9 protein-coding genes are annotated in these 21,831 nt (G+C 66.1%); 5 read left to right on the forward strand and 4 right to left on the reverse strand.

Annotated features, from left to right (window positions below; translation table 11 throughout):
• Positions 1-100: 100 nt before the first annotated feature.
• Genes ACKTSM_RS11405 through ACKTSM_RS11415 form a run of 3 tightly spaced genes read right to left on the reverse strand, consistent with a single transcriptional unit; the run spans position 101 to position 13,201 of the window.
• Positions 101-3,163: a CHAT domain-containing protein gene (locus ACKTSM_RS11405; RefSeq protein WP_407874771.1), complete on the reverse strand. Its 3,063-nt coding sequence runs from the start codon at positions 3,161-3,163 to the stop codon at positions 101-103.
• 1 nt (position 3,164) lies between these two features.
• The gene (locus tag ACKTSM_RS11410) at positions 3,165-11,321 is read right to left on the reverse strand and encodes a hypothetical protein (RefSeq protein ID WP_407874772.1); all 8,157 of its coding nucleotides are present in this window, start codon (positions 11,319-11,321) and stop codon (positions 3,165-3,167) included.
• 5 nt (positions 11,322-11,326) lie between these two features.
• On the reverse strand, positions 11,327-13,201 hold the full coding sequence (locus tag ACKTSM_RS11415) for a ShlB/FhaC/HecB family hemolysin secretion/activation protein (protein WP_407874773.1): 1,875 nt from the start codon (positions 13,199-13,201) through the stop codon (positions 11,327-11,329).
• A 420-nt stretch (positions 13,202-13,621) separates the two neighbouring features.
• Here ACKTSM_RS11415 and ACKTSM_RS11420 point away from each other — a divergent pair, with 420 nt between their 5' ends.
• The 4 genes from ACKTSM_RS11420 to ACKTSM_RS11435 all read left to right on the forward strand — a co-directional run bounded on the left by ACKTSM_RS11420 (position 13,622) and on the right by ACKTSM_RS11435 (position 17,309).
• A complete protein-coding gene (locus ACKTSM_RS11420) occupies positions 13,622-13,963 on the forward strand; it encodes an STAS domain-containing protein (protein WP_407874774.1) in 342 nt (113 codons plus the stop codon).
• A 35-nt stretch (positions 13,964-13,998) separates the two neighbouring features.
• Positions 13,999-14,964 carry an MBL fold metallo-hydrolase gene (locus ACKTSM_RS11425; protein ID WP_407874775.1) on the forward strand — a complete coding sequence of 322 codons (966 nt, stop codon included), beginning with the start codon at positions 13,999-14,001 and terminating at the stop codon, positions 14,962-14,964.
• A gap of 80 nt (positions 14,965-15,044) precedes the next feature.
• On the forward strand, positions 15,045-17,018 hold the full coding sequence (locus tag ACKTSM_RS11430) for a TIR domain-containing protein (protein WP_407874776.1): 1,974 nt from the start codon (positions 15,045-15,047) through the stop codon (positions 17,016-17,018).
• A 42-nt stretch (positions 17,019-17,060) separates the two neighbouring features.
• On the forward strand, positions 17,061-17,309 hold the full coding sequence (locus ACKTSM_RS11435) for a hypothetical protein (protein WP_407874777.1): 249 nt from the start codon (positions 17,061-17,063) through the stop codon (positions 17,307-17,309).
• A gap of 53 nt (positions 17,310-17,362) precedes the next feature.
• Here the strand turns inward: ACKTSM_RS11435 and ACKTSM_RS11440 are convergent, their stop codons facing one another.
• Positions 17,363-19,639, reverse strand: coding sequence for a trypsin-like serine protease (locus tag ACKTSM_RS11440; RefSeq protein ID WP_407874778.1), 2,277 nt, complete (start codon positions 19,637-19,639; stop codon positions 17,363-17,365).
• A gap of 216 nt (positions 19,640-19,855) precedes the next feature.
• Between ACKTSM_RS11440 and ACKTSM_RS11445 the strand changes: the two genes are divergently transcribed.
• Positions 19,856-21,796, forward strand: a complete 1,941-nt coding sequence (locus ACKTSM_RS11445; RefSeq protein WP_407874779.1) for a hypothetical protein — start codon at positions 19,856-19,858, stop codon at positions 21,794-21,796.
• The last annotated feature ends 35 nt before the right edge of the window (positions 21,797-21,831 follow it).

The raw sequence follows: 21,831 nt of genomic DNA on the forward strand, positions 1-21,831 counted from the left end.
GCCCCTCGGCTTCGAAATCACGGGCAACAAAGCGCCTTTGCCCTTGCCGCGCAAGCCGCGCGCGCCGGACATGCACTCGCCTAGGTAATCATGCGCGATGTCAGCGCCGAACCCGCACCGACCCATCGCCCACCACCGCAAAGGCGGACCAGTAGAAGGGGTGCGAGGTGGCCGCATCGTCCATCAGTGCCAGCTGCGAGCGGCGCAGCGCTTCGGCGGTGGCGACATCGGCGCCTTCGAACAATCCGCCCACGAGCCGTTCGGTCGCGTCGAAATCGTCGGGGACCGGCCAATGGCTGGCTAACACGGTGCGCCCGCCCGCGCCCACGAAAGCGCGCACGAGCCCGTCGAGAGCGAATTCGCCGCGCGATGCGACCCCCGCCTCGAGCGCTGCGCCGACAGTGGCGCTGCCCGCGGTATCGCATGCCGACAGGATGACGAGATCGGCATCGATCCGCAGCCCGAAGATCTCGGCAAAGCTCAGGAGACCGTCCGATCCCGGTTCTCCGAACGAGGTCAGGAGCGCCGGCCGCGGCGGGCATTGCGGTTCGGGTGCGGTGACCAGGCCGTGGGTGGCAAAGTGGAGGACGCGGTAATCGCTCAAATCCTCGCGTGCCTTGATCGCTGTGTCGGTGAATGCGTCCTTGGTCAGCACCGCCGCTTTGTCGCTTGCAGTGCCTCCGAACCGGCGCGCGGCATCGTACAATTCGTCGGCCTTGATCGGGTTCGACCAGATCGCCTCGGACCACAGGCAGTCCGATCCTCCGGCCAGCGTCGAACGGGTGCGCGCGGCGGTCACCGGGCCATCACCGATCGGGGTATTTTCGCCGAGGCCGAGATAGGCCTTCCCGGCGCTGCTCGCGGGCGCTGCGCGCACATCGCGAAACGCGGTCGGTGCGACCGATGTGCTGATCTGCGTCTCGCGCCCGAGCCATGCGACCGAGCGGAAATCATAGTCGTCGCCGCCTGCGCCCTGCCGCTGCGCCTCGTAACGGGCGAGGCTTTCATCGTCGGTGACCAGGAGATTGATCGGCAGCTTGAGCATCGCGCCGTCCGGTTCGAAGATGACATGCTTCAGGCGCGGCAGGCGATCGGCCACCGGCTCGAACAGGCGCAGGTAAAGCGCGCGCGAGGCGGCCAGATCGAAGGGGTAAGTCAAGACCTGACCCCCTTCGGCAATGGCGATGCTTTCGCGGATCGCGAAGACTGCATCGTCAAGCTCGCCGGGAGTGGTCTCGATCGCCCAGGCGACGCTGTCGTCAGGGGTGATCATGACCATGTAGGCCGCATCGTCGAGCGCGACCATCTTCACATAGGCCTCGCCCTCGCGCAGGATCGCCTGCATGTCCTCGCGCGTCATCGCTCCGCCCGAAACCGCCCTGTAGCGCGGATAATCGGCGAGCGTCTGAAGCAGTTCCGCCTGCTGCTCCTGCAACGCAGCGAGCCTCTGGCGGCGCTCGGCAAGGATGGCGGCGGCCTGCGGATTCACTTCGGCCTCGGCTTCGATCTCGACGATCGCTGCACGCATCCGCTCGATCGAGCGGCCCACATTGACATTGCGCCGGAACAGTGCCGATGCCTCGTCACTTCCGCCTGACAATTCGCGGGCGAGAACGGCTTGGGTCTGGGCGAGACCGGGGCGCAGAAGAAGCTGGCTGGCAGCGAAGATGTCGTCCGCCGCCTCGGCCGAGGCGCCGCTGTCGAGCAGTAGCGCGAAATAGGCCCCGACATGATTGCGTAGTGAAGGCGCGGGACGCCCTTCGGCCTCGGCGACGATCTCGCGATACAGCGCGAGCGCATCGGCACGGCGATCGCTGCGCGCATAGAGTCCGGCGAGCTGCGCCTTGGCGCTGTAGAGCGCAGGCGATCCGGGATAGGCCCTCGCAAGCAGTGCGATGCCCTGCCCGTGCAGCGCCTCGGCGCGCGCGATCTGGCCATCGGCCTCGGACAATTCGGCAAGCTCGCTGAGCACCTGCGCGCGCAGCCACAGCACCGACACGACGCGGCCGCCGCGCACTTCGGCCAAAGTCGTGTTGGCCCGTGCCAGGCGCGCTGCAGCCGCGCCCGGATTGCCGGTCAGACGAAGGGCTGCTGCATGAAGGTAATCGGCCTGACCATCGAGCAATTGCGCGCGTTCGAGCGGGGTCAGGCTCATCGCCATGCCCGACGACGCCGCGACCTCGCTCTCGGCTGCCAGGCGGTTCGCCATGGCAGGTCCGATCGCCAGCGAACGCAGCGCCTCATTGTCGGCGAAATCAGAGGGCAGCGGCTCTTCGAGGATCAGGATCGCACGCGCGGCCGCGCCCTGGTTGAGCGCGTTGAGCGCCTCGTAATTGCGTTGCAGCCGGGCAAGGACTGGGCTCGTTGCCGCGCGGTCGCGCGTCTGCGCAAAGCGGCGCTCTGCCTGGGAGAAATTACCGAGATTGGATTGCAGCAGGGCCTCGTTGAGACGCGCCTCGGCCTCGCTGTTCCCGGTAAGCTGTTCGGCAGAGGCGGCGAAAAACTCGGCTGCTTCTGCAAAATCGCCGCTATTGGCACGGCGATAGGCCTCGACCAGCGCCCGGTCAGCAGCGATCGCCTGCGCCTGCTGGCGTGCGAATGTGAGGGCATCGGTGGCCTGGGTCAGAGGGATATCGACCGTTCCGGCCACCACGCGATCGCTCGCCAGGCTCGCAATCGCCAGTTCGAGCGCCGTGCCATAGGCGGAAAGGCCCGAGGCGGCATAGGTGCGATTGCCGCGCTCCGCGACCATCAGCCGGGTGCGGATGATGCTTCCCTCGCGGGTGCAGGTCCATTGCGTGGCCCCTTCGAGCGCTTGCGCAGAACCGTCATCGGATTGGCCGGTGCAGCGCGCGTCCTCGCCGACGAAACGCTCGGCTGCTTCGCCCGCGACGCGCCCGCGCACCACCCACAGGGCACCAATTGGCGCACCGGCATCGCGGCACAGCAGGTTGTACTTGCGATCGAACAGCCCCGCGCCGGGTTCGGGCGGCTGGATCTGCGCCTCACACAAACCGTTCGACCCCACGGGAAAGCTGTCACGCAGCGCGATCGAACCGGGCTGCGCGACTTGCGCGGTGTTCGGAGCGGCCCAGAGCGCCGCGGCCGCAACGCCTGCAAGAGTGCAGAGCGAAGCGAGCGACTTGAGCGATTTGTTCGTCATCTCAATTGCCTCCCGCATCATTGCCTGTGCCGCTATCGGCGCCGCCGCCGATCCGCGAATACAGGGAAGCATCGCCGCCGCTCGAGACCGGATCGTCGATTTCCTCCTCGTCCTCGTCCTCGGGTTCGGAAACGAGCCGCTGGAAATCGAAGCCGAATTCCTCGTCCTTCTGGGCCGGGCTCGGCGGGATCGGGCCGGCCACCGCGATCGGTTCCTCGATGACGGCGGGGTTGTTGACGGGCACCGGTTCGCCATCGCTCTGATCGGGATCAGGGTCGGGATCGGGGTCCGGGGTGCCGACCGGGCACTGGCCGGTATTGATCACGCAATCGTTGAATTCGGATTCGTCGGTATATTCGGTCGATCCGGTCCCGCCGTCATTGTTGAAATTGACCTCGTTGAAGAAGGCCTCGCCGGTGATCAGATTGCCCTGGTCGTCGATCCGCGCGCCATAGGCGAAGACATCGACCGGGTTGCCGCCCCCGCCGCCGGCATCGGGCGAGAAGATCGTCAACCCGCCATCAGAGACCAGGATGCCGCCCTGTTCGGTGTCGGTCCCGGTGTTGCGGACAAGGAAGCTGTCGCCGAATTCGACCGTCACCCCGCCTGCGCGGACATAGCCGAGCGGATCGTCGCTGCCCGCCAGCGCGGTCATGAGGTCGTCATTGCGTCCGGCATAGCCCACATCGTCCTGAAGCAGCCCGATAACGACACTGTCCGCCACCCAGACATTGTTCGACGTCAGCAGCAGCCGTCCCCCGGGATTGCCCGCGGGATCGCGCAGGAAGATGCCGCCGGGTGTCACCACCTCGATCTGGCGTTCCGCGAAGATCGACAAGGTGTCGGTGACATCGAGATCGCGATAGTCGAGCACGCCTTCTACGCGCACTACGCCTCCGCCCCCCGAGACCTGGATATTGATCGCCGAGACCCCGTCGTCGAGCGAGCCGAACGCCGTGATATTGCCGATCACGATATCGGGTTCGTAGTCGTCGTCCTTGTCTATAACAGGCTGGATGATCGTCACCGTCCCGGCATCGATCCGACCGCCTTCGTCATTGCTCAGGACATAGCCGGTCGCGCCGCTGAAGCTGACCGTGCCGCCGCCATCGCCGAGGAACATCGGGCGTTCTTCGTCGAGCGATTGCAGGGTGAGATCGCCTGCTGCGACGCGCGCCCCATCGGTGATTTCGATGTCGTGCGAGCTCAGCATCATTGCATCCGCGCCCAGCCCGATATGGTTGTCGTCATCTCCGAAGATCGACAGCAGCCCGCCGCCCGCATCGGTCCCCAGCACGGTGATAAAGATGTTGCCTGCCGGATCGCCGATCGTCCCGCCCGCCTCGGCGGTGATATCGAGATTGCCGAGGACATCGACCGTCATGTCGCCGGTCACGCGCAGCTGGGCGCCATTGACGAGGATCGAATGGCCCAGCGCCGAGGCAGGAAGCGTGTCGCCGAGCGCGGTCGCAGTAAGATCGACCGTGTCGACCGACGCATTGTTGTCGATGTCGATCGTCAGGCGGCCGACCTCGTTGGTCGCGCCGCCAGAGGCGCTGGCATCGAGCACGATGAGATCGGCATCGACCAGCTCGCTCCCGCCCACATTGCCGACGAACAAGCCGCTGTTCCCGGCGATCGCGGTGCCGTCGGGTTGAGCGAAGGCCGAGCTTTCGAGCGTGAGTTCGTCGAGCGTCAGCGTCGAGGCGCCTTCGATGATCGCCTCGGCATCGCCGCCGCGCGCCTCGCCGCCCGAGGTTGCCGTCGGGATCGATTCGTTCGCGATCGCAGTTATCTCGAGGATGCTTGCAAAGAGAGCGGCGTCAGACATTAGGAGGAAGCTCGCTCCGGCCTCGGCATCGCCCATCGTATTGTCACCAAACCCGCCATCGGCATCGGCCGAGATGGAGATGTCTGACAGCACAGATGGTTCGAGCGCTGCGATCATGGAGCCACCGAACAGATCGAGCACGGCCTCACCCGCGCTGGCATTGCCGCCGATCAACCCGCTGCCCCCGCGGGCATCGGCGCTGACAGTGACCTCACCGATTGCCGTGATGTCCGCATTAGTCCCGGTCAGAATGGCTTCGAATGCCACCGCGTTGCCGCCTGTCCCGTTTGCGGCCTCGCCCCCGATGGCGTTGGAAGTGATGTCCAGGCTTCGGACAACGCAGCTGGGGTCTATGCCGCAAGCAGACCCGCTAACGATGACATCGCTGCTCGAGACGAGCATGTTGGCATTGCCTGACACCGCATCGCCGCCGATCCCGTTGACGCCATTCGCCGCACCGCCGGTCGCATTGCCGGCAATCGTGACAGGGCCGCCGTCCCATGTCGAACTGGTCAGTTCGAGATCGACATCGCCGGCAATCGCGTCCCCGCCCTCGGACTGGCCCTGCCCTCCTGTCACCTCGCCGCCGAACAGCGCCGAGGCATCGCCATTGGCATTGGCGGTGAGATTGACGGTGGAATTGTCGACTTCGAAACGCACGTCTCCGCCCGAGGCTCCGCCGCCGATCGCCCCATTTCCGCCGGCGCTGTTGTCGGCAAAGATGTTGGCGCCGACCAGGTTGAGCGTCGATCCGCCGCGGACCGAGTAGAGACCGCTACCGCCGATCGCATCGCCGCCATCGCCGCCGCCTGAACCGTTTCCGCCGATCCCGCCGGAAATGCCCCCGGCAAATTCCGCGGTCACGTTGGCGCCGTTGTCGATGGTGATCTGGCGGGTTCCGCCATTGCCGTCGCCGCCGTCCACGGTGGCATCGCCATCGAGGCTGGACCCGCCTGCCCCGAAGACCGAGAGCGTGGCCGCTCCGATTTCGAAGTCGGCGCTGTCGACGAAGATGAGGCCAAGGCCGCCGGTTCCCACGCCGCCCGCGCCATCGACCGACGTGCCGCCGCCGATGCCGCGCGCAAGGATGCGCACATTTGCAAATGCGTTGGGATCGTTCGCCGGGTCGAGCGGCAGCGTCATGTTGGCGCCGCTGGTGACGTTGATGATCGCCTGTCCGCCGGTGCCGGCACCGCCGATCCCGCTCCCGCCGGTCGCATTGCCGCCCACGCCGTTCGCCGCGAGAAGGCCGCCGCGATTGTAATCGTCGAGGAAAGGCACGACCGAATTGGTCTGGATGGTCAGCACGCTGCCGCTGTCGATCGCTTCGAGCGTGGCAAAGCCGCCAATGCCGTTGCCACCGCCCGCATCGTCGCCAGTCCCGCCGAGGCCCGATGCGGTTACCACCGCCGAACCGAGCGTGATCGTGCCGCCGGCTTGCACCTGCACGAATGCATTGCCGCCGGTCCCGGTGCCTCCGGTGAAGCCTGCCCCGGCTTCGCCGCCCGTGCCATTGGCGACGACCGAGGCGTTGCCGCCAACGATGCCGGTGCCGATGGTGGGGGTGAAGATTGCGATATCGGCGGTCCCGCCGGTGCCATCGCCACCATTATTGCCGCTCGATTCGCCGCCAAAGCCCGAGGCATCGACCATCGCGTCGCCGGTGATCGTGCCGTTGCCGTCCTGGAAGCCAATAAAGGCCTCGCCGCCGAAACCGGACCCGCCGATGCCAGAATCCGAGATACCGCCGAGGCCCTGGGCAAAGGCGTTGAAGCTCGCAATCGTGAAGCTGCCGCCGGACGCGGTGAATATCCCCGCGCGCGGACCGCCAGTGCCGGTACCGCCATTGCCACCGTCGCCGCCCGCGCCGTCGGCTCTGACCGTGACTTCGCCGGCATCCGCGGTGCCGGTGCGCACGGAGAAAGTCGCTCGCCCGCCCTGGCCATCGCCGCCATCGCCCCGGACCGGGCTGTCGAATCCGCCAAACCCGCCAAAGCCGCTGGCGCTAACGACAACGTCGCCGAAACTGGCCGTGCCAAGCCCGACCGATCCGTCGGTGCCGAGCAGGTCGAGCCCGACCTGCGCGGTGCCGCCGGTGCCGTTGCCGCCATCGCCGGGAGCAACGCCGTTCGTGCCCGATCCGCCTTCGCCGCCAGAGGCATCGGCCGAAACGGTGGAAGTGCCGATGACGGTGAGCGCACCGTTGTCGCCGCCTGCAACCAGATAGGCTCCGTTAGGCAAGGTGGGATCGATGGGATTGGAATCGAACTCGCTGCCGCCAAAGGCATCGCCGCCGCGTCCGCCGAGGATCGCACCGCCATCGCTTTGGCCGCCGACGCCGCCAAAGGCTTCGGACAGCACGGTCGCATCGCCGCCGATCCGGAAGGTGCCGGTTCCGGTCTGAGTGCCGTTGGCAAAGAACGCCGCGATCCCGCCAAAGGCATCGCCGCCATCGCCTCCCACCTGGCCGTCGACACCCGAATCGCCGCCGGTCGCCGATGCGTCGGCCGAAGCATTGCCACCGATATCGATCAGGCCGGTGATGACCCGCGCACCCGCAAGCCCGCCGATGGCATCGCCGCCGCCGATCCCCGAGCCGCCGCGTGCCGTCGCGTGGAAAGTTGCCGACCCGCCTATCGTCAGGCTCGCGGATTCCTCGACCGAAGCCGTGGCCTCGCCGCCGCGCGCCTCGCCGCCTTGCGAGAAATCTTCGCCAACGCCGCCCGATGCCGATGCATCCGCGAGCAGGTCTGCGCCGATATTGAATACGGTCGGTCCCGCACCCGTCCCGATCGAATCGAGGATCACGCGCCCGCCTTGCGCATCGCCGGCCAAGCCATCGAGCGCATTGCCGCCCTCTGCAGTCGCAACGGCATTGACCGAGCCCGCAACGTCTATGGTCGCGCTCTCCGTCGCGAGGAAGGCCTCGCCCCCGATCGCAGATCCGCCATCGATGCCGTAGCCTCCGAATGAGCTGAGACTCATGTCGATGCTGCCAGCCTCGAGCGTCCCGCCATTGGAGACGAATATCTCGGCAAAACCTCCGAACGCATTGCCCCCGGTGCCAGGCCCGTCATTGGCCCCGCCAAACGAATTGGCGGTAATGCTGAGCAGCCCGCCAATGGTGATCGTGCCCTGGCCATCGAGCCGGACATCGACCATTCCCGCGGTCGCATCGCTTGCCGCGCCCGAGCCGTTGCTGAGGCCAGCATTGGCATCGGCCACGAAGGTCACGTTGTTCGTCGTGGTGAGCGAACTGGTGTCGTCGGTTAGGACGATGCTGGCATTGCCGCCGAGCGCGCCGCCGCCGATACCTGCAGCGGCATCGCCGCCGGTCGCACTGACATCAAGCGTGATGTTGGCCGCATCGATCGTCAGCCCTGCCGCAGCAGGGTCCGCCACTGGCGCGAACACGATCCGCGCATCACCGCCGACAGCCGATCCGCCGCCATTGTCGCCATTGCCGCCCCGCCCCGTGGCCAGGGCCGAGATTGTCGGAACCGTGAGCGTGCCGTCATATCCGCCAGACAGCTCGGCAGTACCCCCGCTGCCATCGCCGCCGATATGGCCTTCGCCGCCAGTGCCGTTAACGACGAGGCTGATAAAGCTGGCATCGAGCGAACCGGCTTCGGCGAAGATGAAGGCCCCGAGGCCAGACCCATTGCCGCCATTGCCGCGCAGACTGCCGGTGCCGCTGCCGATCCCGCCCGCACCACCGATGCCGAAGGCCCGCAAATTGAGCGTGCCGAAATTAGCCGACCCGGCCCCGACCGAACCATCGGTGCCAATCAGCCGCGCCCCTGCCTCGGCCGTGCCGCCGGTCCCATCGCCGCCATCGCCGCCGTCCTGGTTCAGCCCGCCGGCACCGCCGACACCGCCGAAACCCTCTGCGCGCAAGGAGGTCGGACCCGTAATCGTCAGAGTTCCATTGTCGCCGCCAGCAAGTGCGTAGGCGCCATTGACGAATTGCGCGCCGAACCGTGCCTCGGCCTGGTTGACCGTCCCGTTCTCGCCGCCGAACCCGTTTCCTCCACGCCCGGCAAGAACGGCCGCGCCATCTCCGTTGCCGCCAGCACCGCCAGTGCCTTCTGAAATCAGCGTGACCTGCCCGCCAACCGTGACCGAGGCGCTGTCGGTAAGCGTGCCGACTGCCTGGACATAGCTGAACCCGCCGAACCCATCGCCGCCATCGCCGCCAAAGCCTTCGCTGGCATCGCCGCCGATCCCTTGCGCGCGAGCGTCGATAACGCTGGTGATGTCTACGGTGCCGGTGACCGCGGCGATCCCGGCCGAACCGCCGAAACCATCGCCCCCGCCGATCCCTGCGCCGCCAAAGCCCTGCGCCTGCGCCTGGTAGAGACCCCCGATCGTCAGCGAGCCGTTGTTGTCGACGATCGCCGCGGCAACGCCGCCAAACCCGTCGCCGCCGCGTCCGCCGACATTGACGCCGCCGCTGCCGATTGCCTGGATATTGAGATTGCCGGTAATGACAACATCGCCATTGCCGTCATAGGCGATGTCGGCGAGCCCGCCGGTACCGGTTCCCGCGCTTACCGCATTGTTGGCCGCGCCGCCGCCGCCATTGGCGAAAAAGTCCGCATCGCCGTTGACGGTGATCTGCCCGCCCCCGCCGAGCGAGAAGAAGGCGTTGCCGCCGGTCGCGTTCGCGCCGGTCGAGGCCACGCCAAGCTCGCTTCCGAACGAGAAGGCGCTGCTCGACAGAACGACGTCGGCAAAGGTGATCGAGCCGCCGCCATTGGAGAAAACCTGGGCTTCGCCGCCAGTCAGATTTCCGCCCGTGATGATGCCCTGGCCGAAATCCATGGCATTCGCGCGCACTTCGGTCGGCCCGCCGATCGTGATCGTCCCGCCATTGGTCTCGATAGTGGCAATGCCGCCCTGCGCATCGCCCGAAAACCCGTCATTGAAATCGAAGCCGGCATGCGCGGTGGCATCGACCAGCACTTCGCCGGCAATGTTGATGGTCCCGCCGGCTTGCGCCACGATCCGGGCCACGCCGCCCTGGGCGTCAGCCTCACCGGGAAGCAGGCCAGCCCGGCGCGGGGCGAAATGGGCCGAGGTGACCAGCACGTCGCCTGCGACAGTGAACAGCTGACCATTGAGCGCGATAATTTCGGCCGAGCTTGCACCGTAGAGGAGCAGGTTGCCATCGAAGCTGCTCGGCCCGGTATTGGAGACCGCTTCGACGCGGTCGTTGGCTACCGCGAGCAGGTCGCTGGTCACGCTGGCATCCTCGATCCGAATGGTGCCCGCGATCGGCGTCAGTTCGAGCTCTTCGACGAATGTCGCGTTGATGCCGCTGGTGATCGGATTGCCAGCTGCATTGCGGTCGCTGACCGTGAAATTCGCAGAGAGGATGATCTCCCCGTTGACGATCCCCGCTCCTGCTGCCGGGTCGAAGCCCAGATTGCCGCTGAACAGCAGGCTGATCGGATCGGACTGTGCCGCGGCGACCGCGTAGATCAGGTGATTGTCGCCCGCACCCGTGCTCGACGGGCCGCCGACATCACCGTCGATCGTGATCGGCGTGGGCGAGCTCGTGCCGACCGGAATCTGGATGTCGAACAGACCGTTCGATACCGTCAGGTTGACCTCTTCGCCCGCTGCAAAGACCGTGCTGCCATTGACATCCGAGGTTCCGAACATCTGGATTTCGGCAGAAACGAGCGCGAAATAGGAATTCTCCGCGCTCGCGGTGATCTGTGCGCCCGGCTGGATGATGATGCTCGCGCCCGGTGGGTTGGGCGTGGTGAAATTCGCTTGCCCACCCGCGGTGGCAAAGTTGAAGAAGCTTGTCTCGTCCGGCTCGAGCGTGGTGAGAACCAGGTTGCCGACATCGAACACTGCATTGCTGCCGATGAGGATGCCCGATGGCGAATAGAAGGCGACGGTTCCGCCCGGTCCGGTCGCGCCGGTGACAAGATCGTTCAATTGCGAGATCACCGTCCCGTCAAAAACGGTGACATTGCCGTTGGTGGCAGGGTTGATGATGTTGAGCACGGCGAAATCGGCATTGTTCGCACCGTTCTCGAACGTCGCGACGTTGAATGTCGGGAGGAAATCGAGCGCATTGCCCGCCCCGTCCTCGTCCGGGGTCCAGGTGATCGTCGCGGTCGTGGTGTCGACCCGGATCGTCTCGGTGCCCGTCCCGGTGAATATCCGGGTGGCAGCGCCAGTGGTGACCGTCTCGGTCGCCTGGAATGCCTGGGCCTGGGCACGATCGGGGCTGGCAGCCAGCGCGATCGCCAATGCCGCGGTGCCGGTGGTGACGAGCAGTTTTGAACGGTTGTTGTGAGGCTGGACCATCGTCGTCATCTCCACGGCAGAATGCGGGCGGTCACCGAGACCATGAAGCGCACATCGCCGCGTGTTGCGGCAAGATCCGGGCGCTTGATCGGGACGGCAAGAAAAGTCTCGGCCTGGATGCGCGATCCCCAGACCGCACGCAGCCCCCCGCCAGCCGACCACAACCGGTCGGGGTTGAGCGGGCGGCGGCTGGGATCCTCGTTCCAGGCCCAGGCCATGTCAGTGAATACGAACGGCTGGAGCGCGAGCGCATCGGTGCCGTCGGGCACGATCGAGCCGTATCGCAATTCGGCGGCCACGCTCACCCCGCTATCGCCGAGAACCGCGCCGGGATCATATCCGCGCCCGATCGAGAAACTGCCCGCGGAAAATTCCTCGTAAGCCGGAAGCCCGTCGCCCGTCACCTGGCCGCTTGCCGTCAGGGCGAACGTGAATTGCGGGACCGGACGATATTCGAACCCCGCATCATAGCGCAGCAGCAAGGGGGTGGGATCGGCCTCGATCCGGCTTGGCGGAGTGGTGCCAAGGACACAGGCGAGCGTATTGCCCCTGCAATCGGGGCTGGCTGACAGGACATCGAAACCCTGGCGCAATTCGAGCGCATAGCGTGCACGCAAGCTTGGCTCGAACGGCGTGTAACCGCCGACGCGCTGGATCGATGCCCGGTCGGCAATCTCGCCCGAATATCGGACAAAGGCCGTGCGCACCCGATCGCGCGAGATCGGCGCCCCGTTCACCTCGACGTCCTGGTCGACGATGTCGAAACCCGTGCTCAGATATTGCGATGAATGGCGCATCCGCTGGAGCGGGTAGCTGGCATAGAGCGAGCCGACGATGGTTTCGGATTCGAGATCGAAACCGGGAAGGTTCAGATCGGGTTCGGTCTCGCTATAGGTCAGCATGCCTCCGAGCCTGAGGCCATCATCGCCGACCGCAAAATCATGACCGAGCTGCAAGGTGTGCTGTTCGCCGAATTCCAGCGTCGAAAACAGCGCGATGGTGGTGCGATCGCCAAGACCTGTGAGATCGTAAAGTTCGCCGCGCAGAAGGCCGCCGAACCGGCCGAGCGCCTTTGATCCGTAATTCTGGACATTGAGATCGAGCAGTCCGCGCCGCCTGACCACCGCGATCTCGCCCACCAGGTCCCCCGGCGCGCCGCCAGCGGCCGGACGCAGCGACAGCCGCACGTCGATACCGGGCAAGTCGTCGGCAATCAGCAGGCTGCGCTCTGCATCGTGGATGTTGAACACATCCATTTCGGTCAGCTTTTCGAGATAGGCCGCGACCACGCCTTCCGAAGGCCCCGCATCTCCGCGCACTCGCAGCCCGGTGAGGCGGCCAAACACCACTCCGAAATCGGCGACGCCGTCCGACAGGTTCTGTTCGGGAATCTCGACTGTCGCGAGATAGCCTTGCGAGCGCAGCAGGGCGTTGGCGCGCGCGCGGATATCGCACATCACCGAAAGCGGGACCTCGCGGCCAAGATAGCCGTCATGGGCCGCAGCGAGCGAAAGTCCCGGAACACGTTCGAGACCTGCGAAACGCACGCCGTCGAGCGTCAGGGTGATGTCGGCATACTCGGCGCGGTCGAGCACACAGGCGGTGCGTTCCATGTCGCCATCGATGGTCAGGGTGACCGCGCGATCGTCGCGCCGTTCGAGCTCGGGCGGGGCCAGCTGGCTGCGCGGCGGCGGAGAAACTTGCGCTCCGGCCTGAGCCTGCACCGGGGTCGCTGGCAGCGCGCTGGCGAGCGCCAGGCCGGCGGTGAACATGCCGGCGCGCGCAATGCCGCAGCGCAGGCGCGCGGCCATCGAAACGCTGGCGACGGTCTCGCGGCAATCGTCATGTGCAAAGCACGCAGCTCGTTCGGTGTGTTTCAAACCTGCCCCCCATTGTCGCCATCCGCGAACGCCGACCTCGTGCCAATCGACGATGCCGACGGATCCGGTCCGTTCCAGACATTTCGGGAGCAACACTTCGGGATCCCCACCCCTCGGCCCTGTCCCCGGGCGACCCATTGCTTTTCAAGGAATACTCGCTTTGGGCTTTATTACAAGCCGGAGGCAAACCGCGCTGTCGCTCATCCCGACAAGCGGTCGACACGAATTGCCTGCCGCTTGCCCATTTCGAGGCAAGCGCACGCGCAAGGATCAGCCTAGCGAAAAATTCACCTTATCGTGCTTGGGTCGGTCTTGCCACGCGAACAGATACGGACATTCTACACCATGAACAAGGCCGCCAGGATTGCCGAGGACCACGGCCCCCGGTCGAAAACGCAGGCGAAGGAGGCCCCCATCAAGGTGGCACCGCTTCGCTCGTCCCGCGACGACAAGCGCGGCGAGGCGGTCCTGCTTTCTCCGCGCGGCCGGCTCGATGGCGACAGCGCCGACACCTTTCACAACTGGCTTTTCGATGCGCTCGCGCTCGCACCCGAGCGGATCATCGTCGATTGCGGCAGTCTGGACACGATGTCTTCGCGCGGACTCAAGGCGCTCGTCCTTGCCGAGCGCGCCGCCCGCGAAAAGGGCTGCACGATCATCCTCGCACGTCCCGACGCGACGATCCGCGAAATCCTTGCTATCAGCCGCTGCGACAATGTGCTGCGCATTGCCGATACGCTCGAAGAAGCGATCGCGCGCTAGCATTCCGGGCCGGACGCCCGAGCGGGAGGGGATTCATGCAGGTTCGTTTCTGGGGCACGCGCGGTTCGCTGCCGGTGGCCCCGCAGGCATCGACCATAACCGACAAGGTCACAGATGCGCTTCTCGCAGCAGGCGGGCGACGCTTTGCCGACCGGGACGAGGCTGAGGCCTTTATCCGGGACGAACTGCCATTCGCGGTCGGGCAGGGATATGGCGGGGCAACCAGCTGTGTCGAGATCGACACCGGTCAGGGCGCGTTTGCAGTGTGCGACATGGGTTCGGGCGTGCGCGAATTCGGAATAGATTCAATGCGCCGGGCCGGCGCAGACGGGCGCGACCTCGAATGGCATTTCTTCATGTCGCACCTCCACTGGGACCACATCATGGGATTCCCCTTCTTCGCCCCCGCTTTCGTCGAAGGCGCGAAGATCGTCATCCATTCCGGCCATGCCGATGCCGAGGACGCACTGAGGCGTCAGCAGGAGGAGATCAGTTTTCCCGTCGCCTTCGACTGGCTCAAGGCCGACATCACGTTCCGCACGCTCGCACCGGGGCGCAATTATGCGATCGGCGATCTGTCGGTGGCGCTGATCGAGCAGGAACACAGCCACCAGAGCTTCGGCTACCGGTTCACCGACAAGGCGGGAAAGAACGTGGTCTATTCCACCGATGCCGAATACAAGATCGCCAACATGGACGCAGAGGCCGCGATGGTCGACTTCATCGCCGAAACCGACCTGATGATCGCGGACACCATGTATTCGCTCGCGGACAGCGTCTCGATGAAGGAGGATTGGGGCCATTCCTCGAACATCGTCGCAGTCGACCTGTGCCACCGCGCACGCGCCCGGCGGCTGGCCCTGTTCCACCATGAACCGGTCTATAGCGATGCCGATATCGAACAGATGCACGCCGAGACGATCCGCTACGAGGAACTGACCCGTTCGGGCAATGCGCTCGAAGTGCTGTGCTCCTATGACGGTCTGTGCGTCGAGCTTTAGGCGGGCGCGCTCTGGTCACGCACGCGCTTAAGGGCTAGCCTTTGCCCCGAGGCCGGGTCCTTCCCGGCTCTGGAGGGGGCATGGCTGACACGACGGGCACTGGCGCAGCGCAGTCGCAGGAGCATTCGCAGCCGCAGGGCTGTAAGAAGATATTCCTGAGCTACACCCGCCCCGAGATCGAGCAGGCGCGTGCGATCATCGCGCTGCTCGAAGAGGCGGGTTTCGAGGTGTGGTGGGACGGCCTGCTCGAAGGCGGGGTCACCTATCTCGCGACGACCGAGGCCGCTCTCGAAGGCGCGGATTGCGTCGTCGTGCTGTGGTCGCAATTGTCGGTTGAATCGGCATGGGTGCGCGACGAGGCGCAAAGCGGGCGCGAGCGCGGATGCCTCGTGCCGCTATCGCTAGACGGGACCATGGCCCCGCTCGGATTCCGCCAGATCCAGATGCTCGATATCAGCGCGTGGGACGGCAAGCATGACAGCCCGCTCGCACAGCGCATCATCAACGCGGTGCGAATGCAATGCGACGGGACGCCGGCGCCGGTCAGGCCCGTTGTGCCAGCCCCGACGCGCAAGCCCTTGTCCGGGCGCGGCGCACCGGGGATTTCGCGCCGGGCCATGGTGGCAGGCGGGATCGGGATCGCCGCTGGCGCAGCCGCGCTCGCCATGTGGCAAGGCGGGGTCTTCGCGCCCGGTGACGACGCGACATCGATGGCCGTTTTGCGCTTTGCCAATCTGACCGGGCAGGAGGAACAGAACTGGTTTTCCGACGGCCTGTCGAACGAAGTGCGCTCGATCCTCGCGCGCAACCCCTTGCTCAAGGTATCCGCGCCGACCTCCTCGACTGCGAACGAGGACGCCGACGATTTCGCAATCGGTCGCTCGCTCGGGGTCAGCAACATCCTGCGCGGAAGTGTCCAGCTGGTCGCCAACACCGTGCGCGTCTCGGCCGAACTCGTCCAGGTTTCCGACGGGCTGATCGTCTGGGCCCAGAGCTATGACCGCGACTTTTCCGATATCCTCGCCCTGCAATCCGATATCGCGCGCGAAGTCGCCTCGGCGCTGGTCCCCCGGCTCACAGGCGAAGAAGGTCTCGACCTTGGGGGGACCGACGATCCGCGCGCCTACGAGGCCTATTTGCGCGGACAATCGCTTTACCAGCTGACCGCCGGCGAGGAGAGCGACCGCGCCGCGCTGCGCCAGTTCGAGGCAGCGATCGCGATCGATCCCGATTATGCTGCCGCCCATGCCATGCGATCGACCATGCTCGCCGCGGTCGCCAATGCCACGTCCGACGCCGACGAAATGCGCGAATATTACGCGCAGGCGACGGCGGCAGCCCGGCGGTCGATCGCGATCGAGCCCAATCTTGCGCGCGGCCACCTCGCGCTCGGCTTTGCAATCGACAATGGCAAGGGCAGCCGCAGCGAAGCGCTCCCGCATTACCGCCGCGCCGAAGAGCTTGCACCCGGTGATGCCGACACCCAGCGCACGGTCGCGATCTTCTATGCCTATGGCGATCAGCAGGACCTGGCGAAGGCGATGATCGAACGCGTTCTCGAACTCGACCCGCTCAATGCCCGCGCTTTCCATGCCGCCGGCTTCATCGCGCTGTTCGCGCGCGACTGGGCAGGGGTGATCCAGCGCATGGAAGAGGCGCTGGCGCTCAATCCCAATCTTGCAAGCGCGCAATATGCCATCGCCAATGCCCGCCTGATGCAGGGCGATCTCGCCGCGGCCCGGGCGAGTTTCGAGGCCGAGTCGGTGCCGGTGTTTCGTGACACCGGGCTGGCGATCGTCGCGGCGCAGTCGGGAGACGCAGACAAGGCACGCGATCTGTTCGCACGACTGGTCGAAGGATATGGCGATTCCAGCCTCTATCAGCAGTCCCAGGTGCTCGCCCATCTCGGCGATCCGGATGCCGCAATCGCGATGCTCGAGCGCGCCTACGATGCGGGGGACCCGGGTGTATTGCTCGCCCGCAACGACCCGCTGCTCGATCCGTTGCGCGGGCATCCGGCCTTTGAACGTTTGCTTTTGGAGCGCGCGACGTGATAGCCCAAGCGCGCTCGCAACGAGCAATCTGGGGGAAAATCCATGAAAAAGACGATCCATGCCATTCTGGCAGTGTCGGCCGCTATGGCCCTTTCCGCTTGCGAAGCGGAAGAAGCGCCCGCAGCCTATGACGACGATGAAGCCGCCGAGGACATGATGATGGACGATGGCGAGATGGACGCCATGGCCACCGACGATGCCATGGAAGGCGACGCGGACAATGAAGGCCTCGACGGGACGAGCAATCCGATCGGTCCGGCTCCTGCCACCGACGAGGAAGTCACCGAGTAACCGCGCAAGGACAAGCGGCCCGAGCTAATTGCGCCGGGCCGCTCGTCATTGGTTCAATCGGGGAGACTCGCCCCGCGGGCGCGCATCTGCTGCGCGATCCAGCGGCGCATGGCTGCCACGCGGGTATAGCGGCTCGGCTTGCCGAGCGTTCCGCAGGCTTGCCCAGCGCTGATGATCCCGATCACCCGCGGCCGCCGGTCCGGGTCGCGATAGGTGATCAGCGGCCCGCCACTATCCCCGCCGCACGCCTGCTGCCCCCTTGTGCCTTGTGCGCAGATCTGTCCGGGCCGGATCCGGGTGAGACGGTAACATTCGCGCTCGCTCGCCATTTGCAGCCGCGCTCCCAGGAGCGCTGCTGTGCTGGCCCTCCCCTCCACCGCGGTGCGACCCCAGCCATAGATGAAGGCGATCTCGTCTCCATTCATCTGTCGCTGTGCCACCGGCAAGTTGTCGACCGCGATCCGGCGGATCGAATGCACCGTGGCACCCCGTTCGCCCGCGCGCGGATCGTAGCGGACCAGCGCGATGTCATTGGCATAGTTGCGAAAGCTGAAACCGGGGTGGCTGATCACTTCGAGGATCGGATAGCTGATGCCCTCGTCGGCGGCTGCGTTGCCAACGCCGAGCCTGATCCGGTGGCCGGGATCGAAGGCGGACCCGTCGCGATTGCGGAAGCAGTGGGCCGCCGAAAGGATCCAACCGCGTGCAATCAGCGATCCGCCGCATGCGACCTTGTCGCTGACATCGAGCCGGTGGCCGTTCATGCGGTCGGGACGCCAGATGAGCGCTTGCCAGGGCGCAGCGCCCGGGCGCATCCGGGTGCCTGCCAGGACATAGGCTGTCGGCGGCGGGCAGATCCGATCGGCATAGGTAACGCCCCTGAATTCCTGCACCACCTCCTCGCACCGTTCTTCGGGCGATATCGCCGCGCTTGGCGGCGGAGGAGCCAGCGGCGGCGCGAAGACTTCGCTGGCGGCGATCACCTCGCTGTCGGGGTCGTCCTGGTAACGTGCATCGAACACCCGGCAGGAATCCCCGCGATTGGCTTCGCACAAGCGCGCGATCACGGCGATTTCACGCTCCCGGTCGCCGGGCACCCATTCGCCGCTTTCGAACTGCTTCCACAGCCTGTCACACGCGCCGAGATCGCGCGCCTCGCAACCCGTTTCGAGCATGGCGTAATGATCCGCTTGCTGGCCTTCGGCCCAGCCGTCCTGGCGCGCCGGATCAGCCAGCGCAGCAGCGAGACAGACCTGCGGCTGACCGGCAAGGCAGGCCTGTCGCAGCGCGCGAAAGCCGGCCAGGGGATCATGCAGCGGCAGTTTGCCATCGATCAGGATCATGCCGAGACGCGCACAGGCCGCCATCGCTCCGCTGTCGCATTCGCGTCGCAGCGTCGGTGCATCGAGCATGTTGCGCGCCACCTGGCATTCGCCGCTCTCGCGCTGGCAGACCAGGGTGTAAAGCGAGCGCGCATAGTCCTCGTTGCGCGCGACACCCACGCCGCCGTAATAGGCATGGGCAAGATCGAGGCACGCCTCGTCGATATGCGCGGCGCATGCCAAGTGCTCGAGCTCGGATCGGTTGATGGCCGCAATGTCGGCATGGCCGGTTTTGTAAAGGGCGAGCGCGCGGTAGCACGAGGCGGTGCCGCCAAGGCGGCAATCGGCCAGCATCACTGCGACCGCATCGGCACTGAAATGCGCGTAGCTTTCGCTGTCGATCACCGCATTGACCAGCGAGGCGCACGAGGAAGAACCGCCGTTTACGCAGGCATGGCGCCAGAGCGACAAGGCGCCGCCCTCGTTCCTGGCGATGCCCTCTCCGTAGAAAAGCGCCGCGCCGAGCCTTTGGCACCCCTCGAGCGCGCCCGCCCCACATGCGCGTTCATAATAGCCCGGCGCATCGTCGAAGGGCAGCGAGGCACCGAAATAGGCGATCATGTCGCCCAGTTGCAGACACGCCTCACCAACATTCGCATCACAGGCGATCGCGTATGCCTGGGCCGCGATCGGACGGTTCCGGGGGACCGCGATGCCATGCTCGTAGTGATAGCCGAGCCTTGCGCATTCATCGGCGACCCCCTGGTCGCACAGCTCGCTGGCGGTTTGGAACAAGGCCGCCTCTTGCGCGCGCTGCTCGGCGCTTTTCTCGCTTTCGGCAAGGTCGGATTGCAGGGCTTCGAACAGTCCGGCCCCGTCGCCCGCGGTCGTCCGATCTGCGCCAACATCGCCGTCTGCGACCGAGGCATTGGCAATGCCCGCGCCGCTCAACCAGGCGAGCACCGCCAGGCCGGTCGCCAGCGCCGTCCGTTTTCGCAATGGCTTCATGACAGGCCCCCCGGCTCCGATGCCCCGCAAATTGCGGCATCGGGGGCAAGTAAGTCAAGCGAGGCATCCGGCGACAAGTCGCGGCCGGGCACGCCGCGGCCCTTGTCGCTGCTTGCCCGGTCGGCCTATGGTCGCGCAGGCTCTTAGCCTGAATAGGAGGCTTGCGGGCGCAAAAGACCTTGGGGGAGGTTCACACTGTTTGCCATGAAAGCGCCCTTGCTGATTGATTGGCAGCCGCACCTCTCGCTCGGCATTACCGGACACCGTGCAGGGCATGCCGGCTTCGCTTCCCACCGCGACCGGATCGATGCCGCGCTCGGATCGCTCTTTTCCGATATCGAGGCACAGCTCGACGCGCTCGACATGGCGCGCTCTCCTGTCCGCCTGCATTCGCTGCTTGCGAGCGGTGCGGACCAACTCGCCGCGCACCGGGCGCTCGCGCTCGGATGGGAACTGGTCGCGCCCTTGCCCTTCGGAGAGGGGCTCAACCTCGCAATCAATTCAGGCGCGCGCACCCGCGAGGATGTCGAGGCACTGATCGAAGGCGGCGAAGCCCACGACCCGCACACCGCAAGCGAGGCCAGGGCCATCCGCGACCTGACAGACAGGGCGCGCGTTTTCGCGATCGCCGACCGCGACGAGGCCATTGCCGCAGCGCTCGCGGCGAGCCTTGGCGATGAGCGAGATCCCGTAGCCGAACGGCGTCTTGCCGCCCTGCAATCGGATAATGTCGCGCTTGCCGGGCGGGTGATGCTCGAACGCACCGACCTGCTGGTCGCGATCTGGGACGGGAGGGACTGGGACATGGCGGGCGGCACCGGGCACACGATCGCCGCCGCGCTCGAACAGGGCACGCCGGTCATCGCCATGGCTCCTGGCGATTCCGGCAAGTGGACGATTCTTACCAGGCCGCAGGAACTGGCGCGGGCCTATGGCGCGCATGCCAGGCCGTGCGACGAAGCGGCGCTGACCGGCCTGGTCGTAACCGCGATGGCACCGCAACGAAACGACCTGAAGGCCGTATCGCGCGAACGGTTCCGGCCTCGCGCCACCTTCGGGTTCGGCATCTATCGCCGCCTCGAAACCCTTTTCGGCGGGCGCAACACCCGCAGCGGGACAACCAAGGCGGTCTACGAAGCGCCCGACGCGATTGCCCAGGGCAGCGCCGCGCCGCTGGTCAAGGCTATCGAAGCGCGTCTGGCTCCGGGCGATGACATGGCACGCGCCATTCGCGACAGGCTGGTGCCGCTGTTCGCCTGGGCCGACGGGGTCTCGGGCCGGTTGTCCGATGCCTATCGCAGCGGCATGTCGGTCAATTTCGCGCTCTCGGCCTTCGCGATCATCGCGGGAATTGCCTATCTTCCGTTCGGCCTTGCAGACCACAAATGGGCCTTTGCCGCGGTCGAACTGGGCCTGCTCGTGGCGATCGTCGCAATCACTTTCGCCGGCAACCGCCGTGCCTGGCACCGGCGCTGGTTCGAGACGCGGAGGGTGGCCGAGTATCTGCGCTTCGCGCCGGCAATGCTGCTGATGGGGGTCGCTCGGCCAATCGGACGATGGCCGCGCGGCGATACCCGCCAGTGGCCCGAACGCTTTGCCCGCGACGCGATCCGCGATGCCGGTCTTCCCGCAGCGCGGCTCGACAAGGCGTATCTTGACGGAGTGCTGCGCACGGTGGTGCTGCCACACGTGACCGGTCAGCGCCGATATCACGAGGCCAAGGCTGCCCAGCTTGACACGGTCCACCACCGGATCGACCGGGCGGCCGAATACTTCTTCCTCGCAGCGCTCGTTTCGGTGACGATCTATCTCGGAGTCGAACTCGCCGCCCTCCTCGGCCTGCTCGCTCCCGGTGCGCCCTACGCCATCGCCAAGAGCTTCACATTCCTCGGCGTCGCCTTCCCGACCATCGGTGCCAATCTTGCAGGGATACGCTATTTCGGCGATTTTGAACGCTTCGCCGGCATTTCACGCGCGACCGCGGCAAAATTGCGTGAGGTGGAAGCGAGGCTCAACCTGCTGGTCGAAGGCGAGCAAGAGGGGCTGACCTATCGCAGCGCGAGCGATATCGTCCGGATGGTGGACGAGGTGGTGTTCAGCGAGATCGAGAGCTGGCAGGCCGTTTACGGCGGCAAGGCGCTGGCCCTGCCCGCCTGATCGCGCGCAAGGCCAGCTTTCAGCTGCCGCTGACC

This window comes from Qipengyuania nanhaisediminis (assembly GCF_045862805.1).
Classification (GTDB): Bacteria; Pseudomonadota; Alphaproteobacteria; order Sphingomonadales; family Sphingomonadaceae; genus Erythrobacter; species Erythrobacter nanhaisediminis_A.